This is a genomic window from Arthrobacter sp. NPDC080086 (assembly GCF_040702285.1).
The window spans coordinates 225,043-243,358 of sequence record NZ_JBFBKP010000001.1 but is presented as its reverse complement, the minus strand read 5'-3'; the positions used below and the strand labels follow the sequence as shown (position 1 = coordinate 243,358).

At 63.9% G+C, this 18,316-nt stretch carries 14 protein-coding genes and 2 pseudogenes; 6 read left to right on the top strand and 10 right to left on the bottom strand.

The genetic code is table 11. From position 1 onward, the window contains the following. Nucleotides 1–95: pseudogene (locus AB0305_RS01170) on the top strand (hypothetical protein); the annotation flags it as partial. Between the two features lie 59 nt (nt 96–154). On the opposite strand, the pseudogene AB0305_RS01165 reads toward AB0305_RS01170, so the two are convergent. Further along, nucleotides 155–811: pseudogene (locus AB0305_RS01165) on the bottom strand (zinc-binding alcohol dehydrogenase family protein); the annotation flags it as partial. A gap of 93 nt (nt 812–904) precedes the next feature. On the opposite strand from AB0305_RS01165, the gene AB0305_RS01160 reads away from it, so the two are divergent. Next, on the top strand, nt 905–1,840 hold the full coding sequence (locus tag AB0305_RS01160) for a LysR family transcriptional regulator (protein ID WP_366170661.1): 936 nt from the start codon (nt 905–907) through the stop codon (nt 1,838–1,840). A gap of 358 nt (nt 1,841–2,198) precedes the next feature. Here the strand turns inward: AB0305_RS01160 and AB0305_RS01155 are convergent, their stop codons facing one another. From AB0305_RS01155 to AB0305_RS01130, 6 genes are all read right to left on the bottom strand, one after another. Continuing rightward, nucleotides 2,199–3,131 carry a carbohydrate kinase gene (locus AB0305_RS01155; protein ID WP_366170659.1) on the bottom strand — a complete coding sequence of 311 codons (933 nt, stop codon included), beginning with the start codon at nt 3,129–3,131 and terminating at the stop codon, nt 2,199–2,201. Between the two features lie 4 nt (nt 3,132–3,135). Continuing rightward, the gene (locus tag AB0305_RS01150; RefSeq protein WP_366170657.1) at nt 3,136–4,083 is read right to left on the bottom strand and encodes an ABC transporter substrate-binding protein; all 948 of its coding nucleotides are present in this window, start codon (nt 4,081–4,083) and stop codon (nt 3,136–3,138) included. Nucleotides 4,084–4,164: 81 nt separating this feature from the next. Next, nucleotides 4,165–5,199, bottom strand: coding sequence for a ribose ABC transporter permease (locus AB0305_RS01145; protein ID WP_366170655.1), 1,035 nt, complete (start codon nt 5,197–5,199; stop codon nt 4,165–4,167). 40 nt (nt 5,200–5,239) lie between these two features. After that, nucleotides 5,240–6,793, bottom strand: coding sequence for a sugar ABC transporter ATP-binding protein (locus tag AB0305_RS01140; protein ID WP_366170653.1), 1,554 nt, complete (start codon nt 6,791–6,793; stop codon nt 5,240–5,242). Then, on the bottom strand, nt 6,780–8,030 hold the full coding sequence (locus AB0305_RS01135) for an ROK family protein (RefSeq protein ID WP_366170651.1): 1,251 nt from the start codon (nt 8,028–8,030) through the stop codon (nt 6,780–6,782). The genes AB0305_RS01140 and AB0305_RS01135 overlap by 14 nt, the downstream gene beginning before the upstream one ends. 199 nt (nt 8,031–8,229) lie before the next feature. Further along, nucleotides 8,230–10,623, bottom strand: coding sequence for a PAS domain S-box protein (locus AB0305_RS01130; protein ID WP_366170649.1), 2,394 nt, complete (start codon nt 10,621–10,623; stop codon nt 8,230–8,232). A 139-nt stretch (nt 10,624–10,762) separates the two neighbouring features. Between AB0305_RS01130 and AB0305_RS01125 the strand changes: the two genes are divergently transcribed. Further along, nucleotides 10,763–10,900, top strand: coding sequence for a hypothetical protein (locus tag AB0305_RS01125; protein ID WP_366170647.1), 138 nt, complete (start codon nt 10,763–10,765; stop codon nt 10,898–10,900). 93 nt (nt 10,901–10,993) lie between these two features. On the opposite strand, the gene AB0305_RS01120 is transcribed toward AB0305_RS01125, so the two are convergent. After that, entirely contained in the window at nt 10,994–11,827 is an 834-nt protein-coding gene (locus AB0305_RS01120) for a DUF4349 domain-containing protein (protein ID WP_366170645.1), read from the bottom strand. Nucleotides 11,828–11,971: 144 nt separating this feature from the next. Continuing rightward, nucleotides 11,972–13,615: an APC family permease gene (locus AB0305_RS01115; protein WP_366170643.1), complete on the bottom strand. Its 1,644-nt coding sequence runs from the start codon at nt 13,613–13,615 to the stop codon at nt 11,972–11,974. Between the two features lie 286 nt (nt 13,616–13,901). Here AB0305_RS01115 and AB0305_RS01110 point away from each other — a divergent pair, with 286 nt between their 5' ends. Next, the gene (locus AB0305_RS01110; protein ID WP_366170641.1) at nt 13,902–15,332 is read left to right on the top strand and encodes an MATE family efflux transporter; all 1,431 of its coding nucleotides are present in this window, start codon (nt 13,902–13,904) and stop codon (nt 15,330–15,332) included. Nucleotides 15,333–15,352: 20 nt separating this feature from the next. Here the strand turns inward: AB0305_RS01110 and AB0305_RS01105 are convergent, their stop codons facing one another. Continuing rightward, a complete protein-coding gene (locus tag AB0305_RS01105) occupies nt 15,353–15,961 on the bottom strand; it encodes an XRE family transcriptional regulator (protein WP_366170639.1) in 609 nt (202 codons plus the stop codon). Nucleotides 15,962–16,048: 87 nt separating this feature from the next. Here AB0305_RS01105 and kbl point away from each other — a divergent pair, with 87 nt between their 5' ends. Beyond that, nucleotides 16,049–17,266 (top strand): glycine C-acetyltransferase, encoded by a 1,218-nt coding sequence (kbl, locus tag AB0305_RS01100; protein ID WP_366170637.1) that lies wholly within the window; start codon nt 16,049–16,051, stop codon nt 17,264–17,266. After that, entirely contained in the window at nt 17,266–18,255 is a 990-nt protein-coding gene (locus tag AB0305_RS01095) for an NAD-dependent epimerase/dehydratase family protein (RefSeq protein WP_366170635.1), read from the top strand. The genes kbl and AB0305_RS01095 overlap by 1 nt, the downstream gene beginning before the upstream one ends. The last annotated feature ends 61 nt before the right edge of the window (nt 18,256–18,316 follow it).

The following is an 18,316-nucleotide window of genomic DNA, read 5'->3' as shown; positions in this document are numbered from 1 at the left end:
GCGGTACGGAAGGCAAGATCCGCGCAATTCAGTACGCCCGTGAAAAGGGCGTGCCATACCTGGGCATCTGCCTGGGGATGCAGCTGGCTGTGATCCGCAGCACAGCGGCGATCTGCGGCACGTGGATAGCGCTCTGGTTCAAGCCGGCCACATGGGTGACGTGTTCGATGCCGAGCGCTGCTAATTGGGGCGCCCAGGGTTGGCGGTGATCGATGACGTGGTGTGCGCCATGCGCCAACACCCATTCACGGGTTTCCGGCCGCGAAGCCGTGCCGATCACCGTCATCCCCGTCAGCGTGCGCGCCAGCTGGGTCAGGATTGAGCCAACGCCACCGGCCGCTCCGGTGATCAGCAGCACGTTGTTCTCGGTCGGATCGGCAGCCTGGACACGCAGACGGTCGAACAGCAATTCCCACGCGGTGATTGCGGTCAGCGGCAGCGACGCGGCTTGCGCGAAATCCAGCGATGCCGGCATGGGGCCGACGATGCGTTCGTCCACGGCATGCAGTTCGCTGTTGCTGCCGGGCCGCGTAATGTCGCCGGCATACCAGACGCGGTCACCTGGCTTGAAGCGCGTGGCCAACGATCCGGTAGCGCGGACGATGCCCGCTGCGTCCCAGCCGGCAATACGCGCGTGTCCCTCAGGAATGTCTCCGCCACGCCGGATTTTGGTATCGACGGGGTTGACGGACACCGCTTTGACTTCCACCAGCAGATCGTGGTCTCGCAGTTCAGGCGTCGGCACCTCGAGGTCTTGCAGCGCCTGCGGATGGCTGATGGGGTGGTTCTGATAGAAACCGATGGCTTTCATGTTCGTGATCTCCAGGGAGTGAATGAGGGCCATGCTATCTTTCCGCGATATGCGGATAAACAGGCGACACGCCCAAACACTTTCGGTATTTCAATGAAAATCATCCGCCTCGATGACGTGCAAATCTTCGTGCACACGGCCGACGCTGGCAGCTTCTCGGAGGCGGCACGCCAGCTGAACATCGCGCCTGGGCAGGCAAGTGCGTCCGTGCAGCGGCTCGAAAAGGCGCTGGACGCTCGCCTGTTCACGCGGTCCACACGCAGCATGCAACTGTCAGAGGCGGGGGAGCGCTACCTGCCGCATGCGCGCGTCATGGTTGGCGCGCGCGAGCAAGGCGAACAGGCGCTGGCCGGTGGCCGAGAGGCACTGTCCGGCCCGCTGCGCTTATCGGCGCCGTCCGACTTCGGGAGAAATCTGCTACTGCCATGGCTCGACGATTTTCAGCACCAGCACCCGGGTGTATCGCTGCACCTGAAATTGAGCGACCGAGCGGCCGATCTCATCCGCCAGCCGCTGGATTTGGCGGTGCGCTATGGCACGCTGCCGGATTCCTCTCTTCTGGCCATCCCATTGCTCGACAACAACCGACGTGCGTTGTGCGCAGCACCGTCGTACATCGAACAACATGGCGCACCGGCCAAAGTCGATGACCTGCGGCGACACAACTGCCTTCGATATGTCTGGAGCGAGCAGATCCATGAACGCTGGCGCTTTACGCTACCCGGCGGCGACCGCACCGTGGCAGTTACGGGAAATCGCGTCAGCGACGATGCCGATGTGGTGCGTCGCTGGGCGATTGCAGGCGAAGGCCTGGTCTATAAATCGCGACTGGATCTCATCAACGACCTGAAGGCCGGACGATTGGTCGAGATATTTCCGCAGGAGTATGGCGAGCCAGCGCCGCTGCATTTGATTTGCGCGCATCGTGCGCAACTGACGCCCGCAATTAAGGCGCTGAGCGCCTTCCTGCGGGAACGCTGCACAGCGCTGCTCACAAGCTACTCCACGGAAGGCTCGCCATCCGACTAATACAGTGCCCACTGACGCATGCTGAATCCTGATCGGCCAGTCGACCGACCGAATCGTGCCGACTGACTGCTCTTGGCCGTGCAGCCAGCCCCCCTGGCTGTTCACGCAATTCAAAGTGGTTTGCCAAGTGACCTGCTGTTCTTTTGGCTATAGCGGCGCTTCTGCGCGGCGATAGCCATCATCCGACACGTCAGCGCTTCGTCGTCAATTCGGCGGCGCGATTCGTAGTGGAACGCTTCGGAACGGACGCTACATCGTCAGCGTACTCATCACGGGGAGCAGGTCACGAGGTCGCTGCTGCCGCCAAAGAGCGCGAATGCGAACGCATCGAGCGGAATGGAGCGCCTCGGCACTATGTCTATGGAGTCAGTTGCGTGGATGTGCTCGCTTGGTCGAGCAGTAATGCCACTTCGGCAGCGGTGGGCGCGTACGCGCCGGGATGCTCGCAGACGACCGCCGCGCACGCGGCCGCATAGCGCAGATGTTCGGCAGCAGGAGCCTCTGGGTGCGTGAGCAGACTCGCCATCCAGCCGCCGACGCTTGCGTCGCCACAGCCCACCGTATCGGCGACCGCGGTCTGGAATGCTGGCTGGAACAGTGCGTTGTCGCTTTCAAAAAGCGTCATGCCTGACGCGCCGCGCGTGACGAGCACGGCGGCATCCGGCGCCCATTCGCGGAGTTGCGCAAGCGCAGCGACTTCGTCAAGGTCGGGAAAGAGGCCGCTCAGATCCTCGTCCGACACCTTGATGTAGCTGGCCAGGCCAACCATGCGCCGTAGCGTGGTGCGATACGCTGGTTCGGCCATTGGCGCGCGGAAGTTCGGATCGAACGAGATCCGCTTGCCTGCCGCACGCGCGGCCTGCGCAACCTCGATCAGGCGTGAGGCAAGCGGCTCGCGCACCAGACCGAGCGAACCGAAGTGCACGATTTCGGCCGCATTGAGTGCACCTGTGGGCAACTCGGACGGATCGAACGCGAGATCGGCACTGTGTTCGCCGATAAAGAAATACCGGGGCGGCTGTTTCGACACCACCATCGCGAGAAGCGGCGGACGGTTGACCTGCCGCATGAAGCGCAGGTCGAGACCGGCCTCGGCGCTCTTTTGCATCAGTTCGTCACCGAACACGTCGTCACTCACGGTGCCGGCAAAGCCGGTGGGCACGCCGAGTCGCGCGCCCACACGCGCAACGTTCCAGCACGAGCCGCCGGCAAGGCTGCGCCAATGATTGGCGTCGTCGCGGATAAAGTCGGTCAGCGCTTCGCCGAAGACGACCAGTCGGGGCAGGTTCATTGACTTAGTGCGCGCTCCAGCCCTTGTAGCTCTTCACGTTGTCGCGCGTGACAAGTTGCGGATCGAGCAGGACCATCGGGTCGGCAGGCTTCTTGCCGTTCATGACGCCGTAGCCGATCTCAACGGCCTTCTGCGCCATGGCCCACGGATCCTGGCTCGCCGAGGCCTGCACGAGCGTATTGCTTTGCAGCGCGGTCTCGATGTCCGGCGCACCGTCGACTGACGTGATGACGATGTTGCCGCGGTTGAGCTGCTTGGCGGCGAGATCGCTGCCAATCGCCTGCGGATCATTGATTGTGAATACGCCGTCAAGCTTGGGGAAGCGGGTCAGGTAACCCTGCATCGCGCTCATGCCGCCTTCGCGCGAGCCTTTGCCGTCTTGGTCGGAGGACAAGAGCTTGATGCCCGGGTTCTTTGCAAGCACCGCCTTGCAGCCGTTCACCCGATCGATGACGGCGGACACCTGCGGACCGTTCTCGATGATCACGTTGCCCTTGCCGCCTAGCTTCTTCACCAGGTAGTCGCACGCCAGCTCGCCGGCCTTCACGTTGTTCGTCTGTACGGTCGCGTCGGCACCGGCGGCCGCCACGTCGACCGCGATGACCGGGATCCCCGCTGCCTGCGCCTTCTTCAGGGCCGGTTCGATCGCCTTCGCATCAGCCGCATTCAGCAGGATCAGGTCGACGTGTGCGGAGATGAAGTTATCGATCTGCGTGAACTGCTTGTTCAAATCGTAGTCCGCAGAGACGGCGGTGACCTTCGCATTCGGGTTGATAGCCTTCGCACGTGCCTCGGCCCCCTTCACAACGGTGACGAAGTACGGGTTGCCGAGCGAGCCGACCGTTACGCCGATCGATTTCAGCGGCTTGTCTGCCGCATGAACGGCGATCCCCGCAAACGCCATCGCGCATGCGATGCCGGCTTGCATCGCCTTGATCTTGAATGTGTGCATATCGTCGTCTCCAGATGGCCCGTGATTAAGACGCACACGTGGACCTGCGTGGGCGCCGGTATTGAATAGATGGGTTGTAGATCAGGTGCGGGCCGATTCGCGCCGACGGTAGCGGTCCAGCGTGACCGCACCAATGATGACGAGGCCCTTGATGATGTATTGCCAGATGTCCGATACACCCAGCAGCACCAAGCCGTTCGAAAGCACGGCGATGATTAGCGCACCGACCAGCGTGCCAACAATGGAGCCAACACCGCCAACGAAGCTCGTACCGCCGAGGATCACCGCAGCGATCGCATCGAGCTCATACGACTGGCCGAGTTGCAAGCCGTTTGCCGCATAGAGGCGGGCAGCCGACATTAGAGCGCCGAGGCCGGCGAGCAGACCTGACGTCGCGTAGACGAAGAGTTCGATCGCCCGGACATTGATGCCCGCCAGGCGCGCTGCTTCGGGGTTGCCCCCGACCGAGTAGATGCGCATGCCCAGTACGGTGCGGCGCAGGATGAACCACGAGCCCGCAACCACCGCAAGGGCGATCACGACAAGCCATGGCACACCCAGAATCGAGCCATTGCCGATGAACGCAAACGGCAGTTTCGGGTTAAAGATCGTCGTGTCGTTGCCCATCAGACGGGCGATGCCGCGTACAGCAGTCAACGCGCCGAGGGTGACGATGAACGGCGGCAGGCGAAGGAACGCAACCAGCGCGCCGTTGACGAGCCCGAACCCGAGTCCGACGAGCAGTGCAGCCGGCACCCCTAGGCCGCCCCAGCCGGGGATGTTCGACGCGATGAGCGCCGCAACCGCTGCGGCCGAAAGAACCGAACCGACGGAGAGGTCGATGCCACCCGTCAGGATCACGAAAGTCATGCCGGCGGCAAGTACGATATTGATCGACGCCTGTTGCGTGACGATCGAGAGGTTCTGCACCGTGAAGAAGCCGTCGGTCATGACGCCAAAGCCGATGCAGAGAATCATCAGCACGGGCAGCATGCCGGCCGTGCGCATCAGTGACTGCACGCGAGCGCGATGACTGACAAGGCGCGCTGGCAATGCGCGGTCGGTGGCCACAGAGGCGGGCGCGGACGCGAGGTCGCGCTGCTTGACGTGATTCATATCGTTCACCTGTAGGTGGGATAGCGCTTTGCGGCGCAACTCAGTGCGCTTGCGTCAACGCTGTTTGCGAGCCGGTAGCGAGTGCGATGATCGCCTCTTGCGTGATCGGCTGGCCGGTATAACCACCGAGTTCGCCGGCAATCGTGCCTTCGCGCATCACGAGCACGCGATCGGCAATGCCGATCAACTCGGGCAACTCGCTGGAGATCACGATCACGCCGACCCCGGCGCGCGCGAGTTCGTTGATGATTCGATAGATTTCCGATTTAGCGCCGATGTCCACGCCGCGCGTAGGCTCGTCGAGAATCAGCACGCGCGGCTTTGTTTCCAGCAAGCGCGACAGCAGCACCTTTTGCTGATTGCCGCCCGACAGCGCGCCGGCGTTCACATTTGCATGCGGTACACGGATCGACAGCGATGAGATCGCATCGCGTGCACGCTTGGCGCCGCGTGCGAGGTCGAGCACGCCGCCTGTTGCGTCGCGGCTGGCAACGGAAATGTTGATGTTGTCGCGCACGCTCATATCGAGGAACAGACCCTGGCGCTTGCGGTCCTCCGTCAGGTAAGCGAGGCCCGCATCGATCGCATCGCGTGGCGAATGTGCACCGAACACCCTGTCGCCCAGCGTCACCTCGCCGTGCGTACGCGGTTGCGCGCCGAAGATCAGGTGCGCAAGCTCGGTGCGGCCCGCGCCGACCAGACCCGCGATGCCGAGCACCTCGCCGGCGTGCAAATCGAGGCTGCAACCACGCACGCGGGCGCCGTCTGCGGCGTCGCGCACGGAAAGGAGCAGGTGGCCCCGATCGTACGGCGCGTGTTCCTTCTTGTAGAAGCCGGAGATGTCGCGGCCGACCATCATGGCAACGAGCCGCTCGGCCGACAGCGACTCGCGGTCCAGCGAGCCGACGTAGGCGCCGTCGCGCAGCACCGACACGCGGTCGGACAACGCGTAGATCTCATCCATCCGGTGGCTGATGTAGATGATGGCAAGGCCGTTGGCACGCAATTGACGGATGAGCGCGAACAGGTGTTCGGTCTCGCGCGACGATAGCGGCGTGGTGGGCTCGTCCATCACCAGTACACGCGCCTTCGTGTGCACCGCGCGCGCGATCTCGACCAACTGCTGCTCGGCGATCGACAGCGTACCGACCAGCGTTTCGGGTCCAAAGCTCGCACCCAGGCGTTTGAGTACATCCACGCAGCCACGCGCCATCGCAGGGCGATCGATCATGCCCCAACGGCGGTTGCCGCGACGCAGTTCGCGGCCAACGTAGATGTTCTCCGCCACGGTGAGGTTCGGCGCGAGGCAGAGCTCTTGGTAAATCACCGCGATACCAGCGTCGCGCGCGGCGAGCGGGCTGTCAACGACGAGCGGCTTGCCGTCGATCATGATTTCGCCACCCGGATCTGCTTGGTATGCGCCCGAGAGTATCTTCATCAGCGTCGACTTGCCGGCACCGTTTTCGCCCATCAGCGAATGCACTTCGCCGGGGTAGACGGTCAAGCTAACGTTGTTGAGTGCGCGTACGCCAGGGAACGTCTTGCTGATGCTCTGCATTTCAAGCAGCGGGCGCGGCGTCTCAGAACGCAACATAGCTGACCTCCTGCGTTTGCACGCTGGCTCCTTTGAGGATGCCGGTGCGCGGCGAGAAGTTGAAGAACATGGGCAGCGTTGCGGCACCAATCGCGCCGGCGTCCGGGCCGAACGAGCCGCGAACGAACGCCGGTAAGCCGCGCGCTTCCGGCGTAATCGCGGCAAGCGCGTCGGACAAGCGCTGCATCAGTGTGTCGATCAGGCCCGCGTCGGTGTCTGCATCAAACACGACGACCGACGAATCAAGCACCGACAGCACTGAGCGCAGTGCGGGGGCAAGCGCGTCAACGCAGTCATCGACCCATTCGTCGACAGCCCGCGCGCCACGCGCAATGCACGCTTCCAGATCCACGCGCGTCTCGACAGTCTCGCCGCGATAGCGCAAATGGCGGATCAGCGCGCTCAGCGAGGTGCGGGTGAGCAAGATGTCCCATGCGCCGGTTGGAGCGGGAGCGGATGGCAGGCGGCTCGGCAGCACGGGCATCACCGCGAAGTCGCCGGCGTTGCCGGTGCGCCCGCGCAGGCAATCGCCGTCGACCGCAATGCCGCCGCCGATGACCGGCCCGAGGAACAGATAGACGAAGCTGTCGTGCTGGCGGCCGCAGCCGTAGAACAGCTCTGCGATCGTGGCGGCATTGCAGTCGTTCTCGCTGAACACTGGCAACGCAATCGCGCGGCCAAGCTCGGCGGCAAAGTCGACCTCAGCCCAAGCATGAAACGCGTCGGCCGGCAGGCCGATCTCGCGCAGCCAGCTGCCCAGGTTGTACGGCTGCCCGACACCGACGCCAGCGAGCCGCTGGCGCTCGCTCGCGGACAGCAGTTCCTGCATTGCGTCGATGTCCTGTCGCACCATTTCGAGCACGGCGGCGGGCGGCGGGAGCAGCGTATCGTGCGAGCGGCGCCCGAGCACTTCGCCCACGAAGTTGACAAGAACCGTCTCGATCCCCATCCGGTCCAGACGGACACCGATGCCAAACGCGCCGCGCGGATCGAGGCGGATCAGCGACGCAGGCTGGCCGCGCTGACCTTCGACGCGGCGGCCGGTGAATTCGATGAGTTTCGCCTCAGCAAGCGACGCGATGATGCTTCCGACCGCAGTCCCGGTGAGATTGGCGAGGCGCGCGAGGTCAGCCTTCGACGCGCTGCCCGCGCGCCGCAGCGCCTTGAGGAGTAGGCGCTCGTTATAGCGGCGCACGTTGACCGAATTACTGCCCTGGCCGATGTGCGGACTTCTCATGTTGTCTCCGGACCGCGCCGTTTTTCCGGCGTCATTAATTAAATCAGCGTGATTTAGTTAATAACATGTCGACACAGATGTCAGCCTAGGGAAATCCCGGTGTCATCTCGGTGTTGGCTGAGTGGAGAAAACTGCGAAGTAGCGAAGGCGACTAGAAGATATCGGGCCCGGCGATAGGACGGCTCCCCTCCCGGCTACCTCATTTCCCGTCGTTCGGGGATTGCAGTGCCATGCGCAGCTGATCCAGGGTGTAGGGCTTGCGAAGCGCTGTCCACTTGAAAGGAAAGTCGTCATGGACGGGCACCGGATTTCCGGAAGCGAAGACGATGCGAAGTTCTGAATGAACTTGGAACGCGCGCTGCGCAAGTTCGATGCCGGACATGTCCGGCAGGGCGATGTCGGTGAGCAGAACATCGACGGCCCCCGCTTGCAGGATGTTCAGCGCCTGCGCTGCAGTTGTGGAACGCTGCGGGCTGCTCCCGATGAGTGTCAGTAGTTCGCATACAGCGTCCAGTAGCGAAGCGTCGTCCTCGACCACGAGGATGCGCAAGCGCCTGGGCTTCCGTGCTGAACGAGGGGCGGCATGCGCGCCCGCATCGGGCCGTGTATCCGTTGCTTCGGGCGCTTCCGGCTCAGTCGCTTCGACGTCGCTGTTTCCGAGGACTTGGCGAATCTTGTGCGCAAGCTGCTGACGGCTGTAGGGCTTGCTCAGCAACTCCACGCCGGGGTCGAGCCGGCCACCGTGCACGATGGCGTTCTGGGTGTAGCCGGAGGTATAGAGCACCTTGAGCGCGGGCCGTATCTGAACGGCCCTGCGGACCATCTCCGGGCTGCGCAGCGACCCAGGCATCACCATGTCGGTAAAGAGGAGGTCGATATGCCTATCGCTCTCCACGACGGCCAGCGCCTGCTCCGCATTGCTGGCCTTGAGCACGGCATAGCCCAGGCCGCTGAGCAGCTCGACTACGGTCGCCTGAACCCTTTGATCGTCTTCCACGACAAGGATGGTCTCATTGCCGTATCGGAGCCCGCCGGTTTCGCTCCGATCGATAGCAACCGGCGGGGCAGTCGAACGCGGCAGATACACCCGGACGGTCGTCCCTTCGCCGACTTCGCTGTAGAGCCGGATATGACCGCCGCTCTGTTTGACGAAGCCATAGGCCATGCTGAGCCCCAGCCCCGAGCCCTTGCCTTCGGGCTTTGTGCTGAAGAACGGGTCGAAGGCCCGCGCCATCACGTCCGGGCTCATGCCGACGCCGGTGTCCGTAACGGCGAGCATGACGTACTGTCCGGCGGCGACATCGGGCAGCGAAGCCACGTATTGGTCGTCGAGCGTGGCATTGGAGAGTTCGAGCGTGAGCTTGCCACCGTCCGGCATGGCGTCCCGCGCATTGATCGCGAGATTCAACACGACGTTCTCGAACTGATGTGGATCAACCGCGATATTCCATAGGCCGCCCGCGACCACGGATTCAATCTCGATCGATTCGCCCAGCGCCCGCCGCATGAGATCGTCCAAGGTACGCAGCTGGCGCGCCGGGTTGATCACCACCGGCGCCAGAGGTTGTTGACGACCAAACGCGAGTAACTGAGAGGCCAGCTTGGCGCCGCGCTCTACCGCATCGATCGCGTTGCTCAGGCGCTCAGCGCTCCAGGCATCGCGACCGTGCCGACTCTGAAGCAGTTCGAGGTTGCCCCGCATGGCCTGGAGCACGTTGTTGAAGTCGTGCGCAACGCCCCCTGTCAGTTTGCCCAGCGCTTCCATTTTCTGGGCTTGAAACAATGCCCGTTGCGTTTGCTCCAGTTGCTCGCTTGTGCGCCGTCGTTCTGTGATGTCTCGGGTCACTTTTGCGAACCCGACCAGTTCGCCATCTTCGTAGATGGCGTCAATGATGACGTGCGCAAAGAAGCGGCTTCCGTCCCGCCGCACGCGCCAACCTTCCGCCTCGAACCGTCCATCGCGCCGGGCGGTTTCGAGGCCACGCCGCGGAACGCCGGCCGCGACGTCCTCCGGCGTATAGAAACGCGAAAAATGCGAACCGAGGATCTCGGCTTCGGTATAGCCCTTGATCCGTCGCGCCCCTGCATTCCAGCTCGTGATGTGCCCATCGGGCGAGAGCATGAAAATGGCGTAGTCGGTCACCCCCTGAACCAAGAGGCGGAAACTCCGTTCGCTTTTGAGCACCGCGTCGTGAGCAGCCTTCTTGTCGCTGACATCGCCAACCACACTGCCGAAACCGATCACGTGGCCCTGGCCGTCGCGCAGAGCCGTTATGGTGACGTTTGCCCAGAACAGCGTACCGTTCTTGCGCACCCGCCATCCTTCTTGCACGTGCCGCCCCGCCTCACGGGCGGATCGTAGTGCCGCCTCGGGTGCACCCGAGGCTCGTTCCTCCGGCGGATAAAAAAGCGCGAACGGCTGACCAACAATTTCCTCCGCCCGATAGCCCTGAATGCATTCACCACCGCGGTTCCAGGTCAGGACAACCCCTTGGAGTGAGAGCGCAAAGATCGAGTAGTCGGAAGTGGCGTCCGCCCATAGCCGGAGCCAGATAGACCCAAAACCGGGGAGGGCAGATAGCGCGTCGTTCATTCGATTCTCCGGTAGCGCTCAACGTAGGGCGTATCCGTGAGCAGCAATTTGCACACCCAGGGTGGCGCAGTGAGCACGAGGCGGATCATCGACGACTGACTTGACCGATATTCGGCTCCGGTTGAAAGAGAGGATTGAGATGCAACAGCTGGCCCGGCACCGGATCGAACTGCTCCGCTCCTATGCCGGCGATGATCCGCAAACGCAGGCCAAGATCCGTCTGGCGATGGAGCGCGAACCGGAACTCTCCGCCAGCCCGTGGATGAGCCCTGACTGATTTGATCGCCTAGTTGCGTGAAGCCATGGCGAGGTTGCAGCAGGCAGCGTAGGGCAAAAAAAAACCTGCCGTTCAGGGCAGGCGCTTGAGCCATCAGTTGGCAGCTTTGCGCTGCCGCCATTTGCGTCGCAGCCGCGCAATCAGCGTCCACGCGATCGCCAGCATGATTGCCCAGGGCACCAGATAAGCCACCGCCTGGATCACCCCCGCACTGGCGCCCACCAGCGAGGGGATGAACTCACGCAAGGCATTGCCGAGGGGCGCCCAGAGGCTGCGCGCGGCAGTCTGGCGGGTCGTCATGTCGATGGAAAGCACCTCGCGGTTCACGCGGTCCATCAGGTGTGCGTTCTGGCCTGTGGCGGCTTCCAGCTCGGACTGTGTTTCCGCCAGTTTTTCTGCAATCAGGATCAAGTCTTCCACCTTGGTGGCCTTGCGCTGCAGCTCCAGCAGGCTCTTGCGGTAGTTCTGCAGCATCTCCAGGCGCTTACCGACTTCGGCCACCGGTTGGGCCAGGTCGTCGACATGGGTGCCCTGGCTGACGATGCCGCCGCTGTCCGCCAAGCGCGCCCGTAATGCGCGCACGCCCTCGGGTGTGGCGCGCAGGTTCAGGTGGGCGGTGCCGTCGCGTTGGTCGCGCTCCACCTGGATGCTCGCGTCCATGACCGTACAGTGCCAGGCCGCTTCTTTGGCGCAGGCGTCTTGCAGGCTGCGGTAGAGCGGCTCCAGCTGCGGCGGCTCGACTTCCAGCGAGACTCGATGCTCGTACGCAAGGAATTTCTGCTCGGCACGGTCGGCCATCTTGGCGCGCTCTTCTGGCGCAGCGGCGGACAGCGCCGCGGGTGATGCGCCGCCAGGTTCGGAATCGTGCTTCTTGCCGCAAGCACTCAGGGACAGCGCGATCAGAAGCAAGCCGAGGAATCGGGTCATAGGCACGGGGTTTGGAGGAATGTGTGGAAATGCCGCGCAGTCTAGCGTGCGTGGCTTAGGGCGCCATGGCGGCGGACATGCATAAAAAAAACGCCCGCCGGCAGAACCGGACGGGCGTTTTTTCTAGGGATGGCGACGCCGGTATCAGACGCCTTGCGGTACGCCGCCCGGTGCACGCTTGCCGCTTTGTGCGGGCGCGTCTTCATGCACGTGCTCGACTTCGTCCAGATAGCGGGTGTGCCAGCCGCTGGCCACGCCCCAGTGGTAGAAGCCCAGCGACACAATCGCCACGACGCCCATGTCCCAACCGTAGGGGATCAGCCCCAGGCCGCCGAACTCCTTGCTGCCGCAGTACGACAGCGCGGCGATGGTCGGCAGGTAGGCGATCATCCACCAGGCGCCCTTGAGCTCGGTCTTGAAGTCGGGCCAGCCGGCCTTGGCTTGGTAGTAGAAATACACGGGCAGCGCCACGAGCATCAGCACGATGATCTCGCCCGTCAGCGGCCACTTGGCCCAGTACAGGATCAGCGATGCGCACACGAAGGCGAACGGCGCGATCAGCGACAGGCCTGCCAGGCGCAGCGGGCGGTGCAGACCCGGGGAGGTCTTGCGCAGCGACATCACGCTGATCGGGCCCGTCAGGTACGAGATGACGGTTGCCACCGAAATGACGGCTGCCAGCGCGCCCCAACCGCGGAAGAAGAACAGGAAGATGAACGACACCGCCAGGTTGAACCACATGGCCGGACGCGACACGCCAAAGATCGGGTGCACGCGGCCGAAGATGGCCGGCAGGGTGTTGTTGCGCTCCATCGCGTAGATCATGCGCGTGGTGGTGGCCATGTAGGTGGCGCCGGTGCCCGAGGGGCTCACGAACGCATCGAGATACAGCACGATGGCCAGCCAGTTCAGGTTGAGCGCAATCGCCAATTGAGCAAACGGCGAGTGGAAGTCGATGCCATGCCAGCCGCCCGCGAGCGACGCCGGCGGCACCGCACCCAGAAAGGCAATCTGCAAGGCCACATAGATCACGGCGGCCAGCAGGATGGAGCCGATCACCGCAATGGGCACGTTACGGCCTGGGTTGCGCGCCTCGCCCGCGAGGTTGATCGGGCTTTGGAAGCCGTTAAAGGCAAACACAATGCCGCTGGTGGCAATGGCCGACAGCACCGCCGACCAGCCATACGGCGCAAAGCCGCCCTCCGTGCTTGCGCCTTCGGCCAAGCCGAAGTTGCCCGGGTGGAAGCCCGCAGCGATCAGCGCCACAGCGGTTGCCAGCGGAATCACAAACTTGAAGATGGTGATGGCGCTGTTGGCCTTGGCAAATGCCTTCACGCCCCAGTAGTTCACCAGGAAATACACGATCACCAGCACGGCCGAGAGCACCAGGCCGACTGGGGTCAACTCACCGTTCTGGAACAGCCCCTGCGCCCACGGCCACGGCCACGAGCTCATGTACTGGATGGAGGCCTCGGCCTCGATGGGGATGACGGTGACGATGGCGATCCAGTTGGCCCAAGCGGCCACGAACCCCACCAGCGAACCGTGCGAGTAGCGCGCATAGCGCACCATGCCGCCCGATTCCGGGAACATCGCGCCCAGTTCTGCATACGTCAGGGCGATGGCCAGGATGACCACGGCGCCAATGACCCAGGTAAAGATGGCGGCGGGGCCTGCCACCTGCGCGGCATGACCGGCGCCAAACAGCCAGCCCGAACCAATGATCGAGCCCAGACCAGTGAGCATCAATGCCCAGGCGCCAAGGTTGCGTTGTACGTGTTTTTCCAAGAGGAGTCTCCACCCCGGCGAGTTGGAAGCTCGACAGGGTATTGCGGTGTGTTAACCAATCCGCTTAGTTCTACCGAGGCGACGCGGTTTTGGCATCGCCCACCGCCCTGCACGGCGGGTGTCGCCAGGCAGGACATGCGGGTGTGGGTGACACGTTGTGTCAGCCCCACCAGTCCGGTCGCGATGAAGGGCAGGACGCGATGCCTGCTCTCCGGGGGGGTCGCGTATAGTCAGTGGCGACGTTGTGCGGGGTACCGCACTTGCCGCCCGATTGCCGGAGCTCGCAATGGGGCGCAATGATAGCGAAATCGGTGGCGGTTGCACCTTCTTTTTCATCGTTCCCCCCAAGTTTTTTGCGCCAATGGATTCCTCCCTCATCCCTTCGGTTGCACCGCCATCACCCGCGCAGTGGCATCGGCGCGTGCTCACGCTGGCGTTTCCCATCGTGCTGGCCAACCTGACGCAGCCGGTTCTGTCGGCCGTCGATACCGCCGTGGCAGGGCATCTGCCGGGGCCGGAATACATCGGCGGGGTGGCGTTGGGCGGGGTCTTCTTCAATTTCGTGTTCTGGGGGTTCGGCTTTTTGCGCATGGGCACCACGGGGTTGGTGTCGCAGGCGCATGGGGCAGGCGATGCGCGCGCATTGCGGGCGAGCGTGGTGCGTGCGCTGCTGCTGGCGTTGGCCATCGGGGCGGTGCTGCTGGTGGTGCAGGGGCCGGCCATCCGCATCACGCTGGCGCTGCTGGGCGCGAGCGAGTCCGTAACACGCATGGCCGAGGTGTACTGCCACGCGCGTATCTGGTCCGCGCCGTTTGCGCTGGCCAACTACGTCGTGCTCGGTACGCTGCTCGGGCGTCAGCAGGTGCGGCGGGCGCTGCTGCTGCAGGTGTTCATCAACACCGTGAACATGGCCGCGGTATTGGGCCTGGTGCTGGGTGCGGGCCTGGGCGTGGGTGGCATTGGCGCCGCGACGGCGCTGGCGGATATGGCGGGCTTTGCGCTCGGCATGCTGTTGCTATGGCTGCAGCGGCCGCGCGATTTGCCGCCGCTGACGCGCGCCGAATTGCTGGCGCGGGACGCCTGGCGCCGCCTGATGGGCCTGAACACGGACATCTTCCTGCGGACGTTGTGCCTGCTCGGCGCTTTCGGCTGGTTTGCCCACGCGGGCGCGCAGCAGGGCGACGTGGTGTTGGCCGCCAACGCGCTGCTGCTCAACTTCCTGACCTTCATGGCCTACGGGCTGGATGGTTTTGCGCATGCGGCTGAAGCGCTGGTGGGCTCAGCGCTGGGCGCGCGCGATCGGCAGGCGCTGCGCATGGCGATTCGCGTGTCGACGTTCTGGTCAGTGCTCGGCGCAGGGATGTTTTCGGCCGTCTATGCGCTGGCGGGCGCCGCCATCATCGGCGTGCTGACGGATCAATCAGCCGTGCGCGAAGCCGCGCGCCACTACCTGATATGGGCGGCGCTCCTGCCGGTGGTATCGGTGTGGGGCTTTCAGTTTGACGGCGTGTTCATCGGCGCCACCCGCACGCGCGAGCTGTTGGTGACGATGGCCGTGGCGGCTGCGGCGTTCTGGGGGTTGTCGGTCACGCTGCAGCCCCTGTGGGGCAACCATGGGTTGTGGCTGGCCATGCTCGGGTTCATGGGACTGCGTGGGGGGATGCTGGGGGCGTTGTTGCCACGGGTGTGGCGGGGCCCGCAGCTGCAGCCGGCCTAGGCCACCTTACCTAGGCCACCTTATTGCGCCGACTCCACCACCAACAACGCCGTCGCCACCGTCTTGCCGGCGTTCGAGATTGCGTGCTGCACGTCACCAGGGTAGCGCGCCGATTCCCCGTGCCGCACTTTCTTCTCACTCGGGCCGGACTGCACGGTCACTGTGCCGCTCAGCACCGATAGGTGCTCCTTTGTCCCCGCTTCATGCGGCTCGGACGCCAGCACGCCGCCAGGCTGAATCGCCAGCTCATACCACTCAAACCGCGCCGCCAACTCCACGGGGCCCAGAATCTTCAATTCGCACTTGCCATCCGGGCTTTTGATGACTGGGATGGAGTGAGCGGGGATGACCGTGACGGTCGGCGCGGCATCCGCCGCTGCCTCGGGCGAGAGGAAATCCGCGAGCCCCACGCCCAGTGCTGTTGCCAAGCGCCACAGCACGGCAACCGTCGGGTTGGCAAGATTGCGCTCGACCTGCGAGAGCATCGACTTGGATACGCCGGCGCGGCGCGACAGTTCATCGAGCGAGAGCTTGCGTGCTTGGCGCAGCGCCTGCAGCTTGGCGCCAACAGCTGGCGGGCCGTCGGCAAGCGGGTTGGTGAGGGTGGCGGTGGCGGGGGCTTGTGCCATCGGTTGGGTTCTTGTAAATTGAACGAATTATTCGATATATCGAACTTGTTCGATTTATCGATCAACGCAGTCTACAGGAGGAGCACCATGGGGACAACGCAAGCCAACGCTTCCACCGACGCTTTCTATGCGCACATCCGGCGCGAACTGGAAGCCATCGAGGAAGCCGGTCTTTACAAGACCGAGCGCATCATCACCTCGCCGCAGGGCAGCGTGATCCGTACGGACGATGGTAAGGAGGTCATCAACCTCTGCGCCAACAATTACCTGGGTTTGTCATCGCACCCCGAGGTGCTGAAGGCGGCGCATGAGGCGCTGGACACACACGGTTTTGGCCTCAGCTCCGTGCGCTTCATCTGCGGCACGCAAGACTTGCACAAGACGCTGGAAGCGCGGCTGGCCAAGTTTCTCGGCACGGAAGACACCATCCTGTACGGATCGGCGTTCGATGCCAACGGTGGCTTGTTCGAGACACTGCTCAGCGCGGAAGACGCCGTCATCAGCGATGAGCTGAACCACGCTTCCATCATCGACGGCATCCGCCTGTGCAAGGCGCAACGCTATCGCTACAAGCACAACGATCTGGAAGACCTGCGCGCGCAATTGCAGGCGGCCGATGCGGCGCGCGCGCGCTTCAAGCTTGTTTTCACGGACGGCGTGTTCTCGATGGACGGCACGATTGCGCGGTTGGATGAAATCCGCGCAATCTGTGACGAATTCGGTGCGCTGTTGGGCATCGATGAATGCCACGCCACGGGTTTCCTCGGCAAGCGCGGGCGTGGCTCGCACGAGCACCGGGGCGTGTTCGGCAAGATCGACATCATTACCGGCACGCTGGGCAAGGGCCTGGGCGGGGCGTCGGGCGGCTTTACCAGCGCGCGCAAGGAAGTGGTGGCGCTGCTGCGCCAGCGCTCGCGGCCGTACCTGTTCTCGAACACGGTGGCACCGTCCATCGTGGGGGCGTCGATCAAGGTGCTCGACCTGCTGGAAGCCGACACCGCGTTGCGTGACAAGCTGGAAGACAGCGCGCTGTACTTCCGCCGCAAGATCGTCGAACTCGGTTTCGACATCAAGCCGGGCGAGCACCCCATCGTGCCGATCATGGTGTATGACGCGAACAAGGCACAGGCCCTGTCCAAGCGCTTGCTGGAGCTGGGCGTGTATGTGATCGGCTTCTTCTACCCGGTGGTGCCCAAGGGGCAGGCGCGCATCCGCGTGCAGATCAGCGCGGTGCACGAGCGTGCGCAACTGGATGCGGCGCTCAAGGCGTTTGAGACGGCCGGCAAGGAACTGGGGATCATCTGATGCACACCGGCACCAGCGGCACTACGCCGCGCATTCTCATCATCGGCGCCAACGGGCAATTGGGCACGGAACTGGCCGCCGCGCTGGCCGAGCGCTACGGCAACAACAACGTGGTGACCAGCGACATGGTCCCCAAGGGCCGCCACCCGCAAATTCGCCACGAGATGCTCGACGTGACGGACCGTGGCCAGTTGCGCGAGATCATCGAGCGCCATGACATCACGCAGATCTATCACCTGGCTGCGGCGTTGTCGGCGGCGGCGGAGCAGTCGCCCACCTGGGGCTGGCAGCTCAATATGAATGGCCTGCTCAACGTGCTCGAAGCCGCGCGCAGTCACAACCTTGAACGCATCTTCTGGCCCAGTTCGATCGCTGCGTTTGGCCCGACCACGCCGCCCGACAACACGCCGCAGAGCACGATCATGGAGCCCAAGACGGTCTATGGGATCTCCAAGCTGGCGGGCGAGGGCTGGTGCCGCTGGTATTTCGAGCACCACGGCATCGACGTGCGCAGCCTGCGCTACCCGGGGCTGATCTCGTACAAGACCGCCCCCGGCGGCGGCACCACGGATTACGCCATCGACATCTTCCACTCGGCAGTCAAGGGCGAGCGCTACGCGTGCTTCCTGAACAGCGACGAAGCCCTGCCGATGATGTACATGCCCGACGCCGTGCGCGCCACCATCGAGTTGATGGAAGCGCCGGCCGAGCGCATCACCGAGCGCGGCAGTTACAACCTCGCCGGCGTGAGCTTTACGCCAGCGGAACTGGCCGCGGAAATCCGCCGGCATCGCCCGACGTTTGAAGTGACGTACGCGCCGGACTTCCGCCAGGCGATTGCCGCGAGCTGGCCCAACTCCATTGACGATTCCGTTGCGCGGCGCGACTGGGGTTGGCAGCCGGAATATGGCGTGGCGGAAATGACGGTCGACATGCTCAAGAACCTCGCGCACTTAGCCGTTCCGAGCGAGGCGCACGGCGCACATTGACCTGCGGGTTGCGGGCGGCGACTAGAAATGCGACCGATCCCCCCGCGTGCTTGCGGTATCG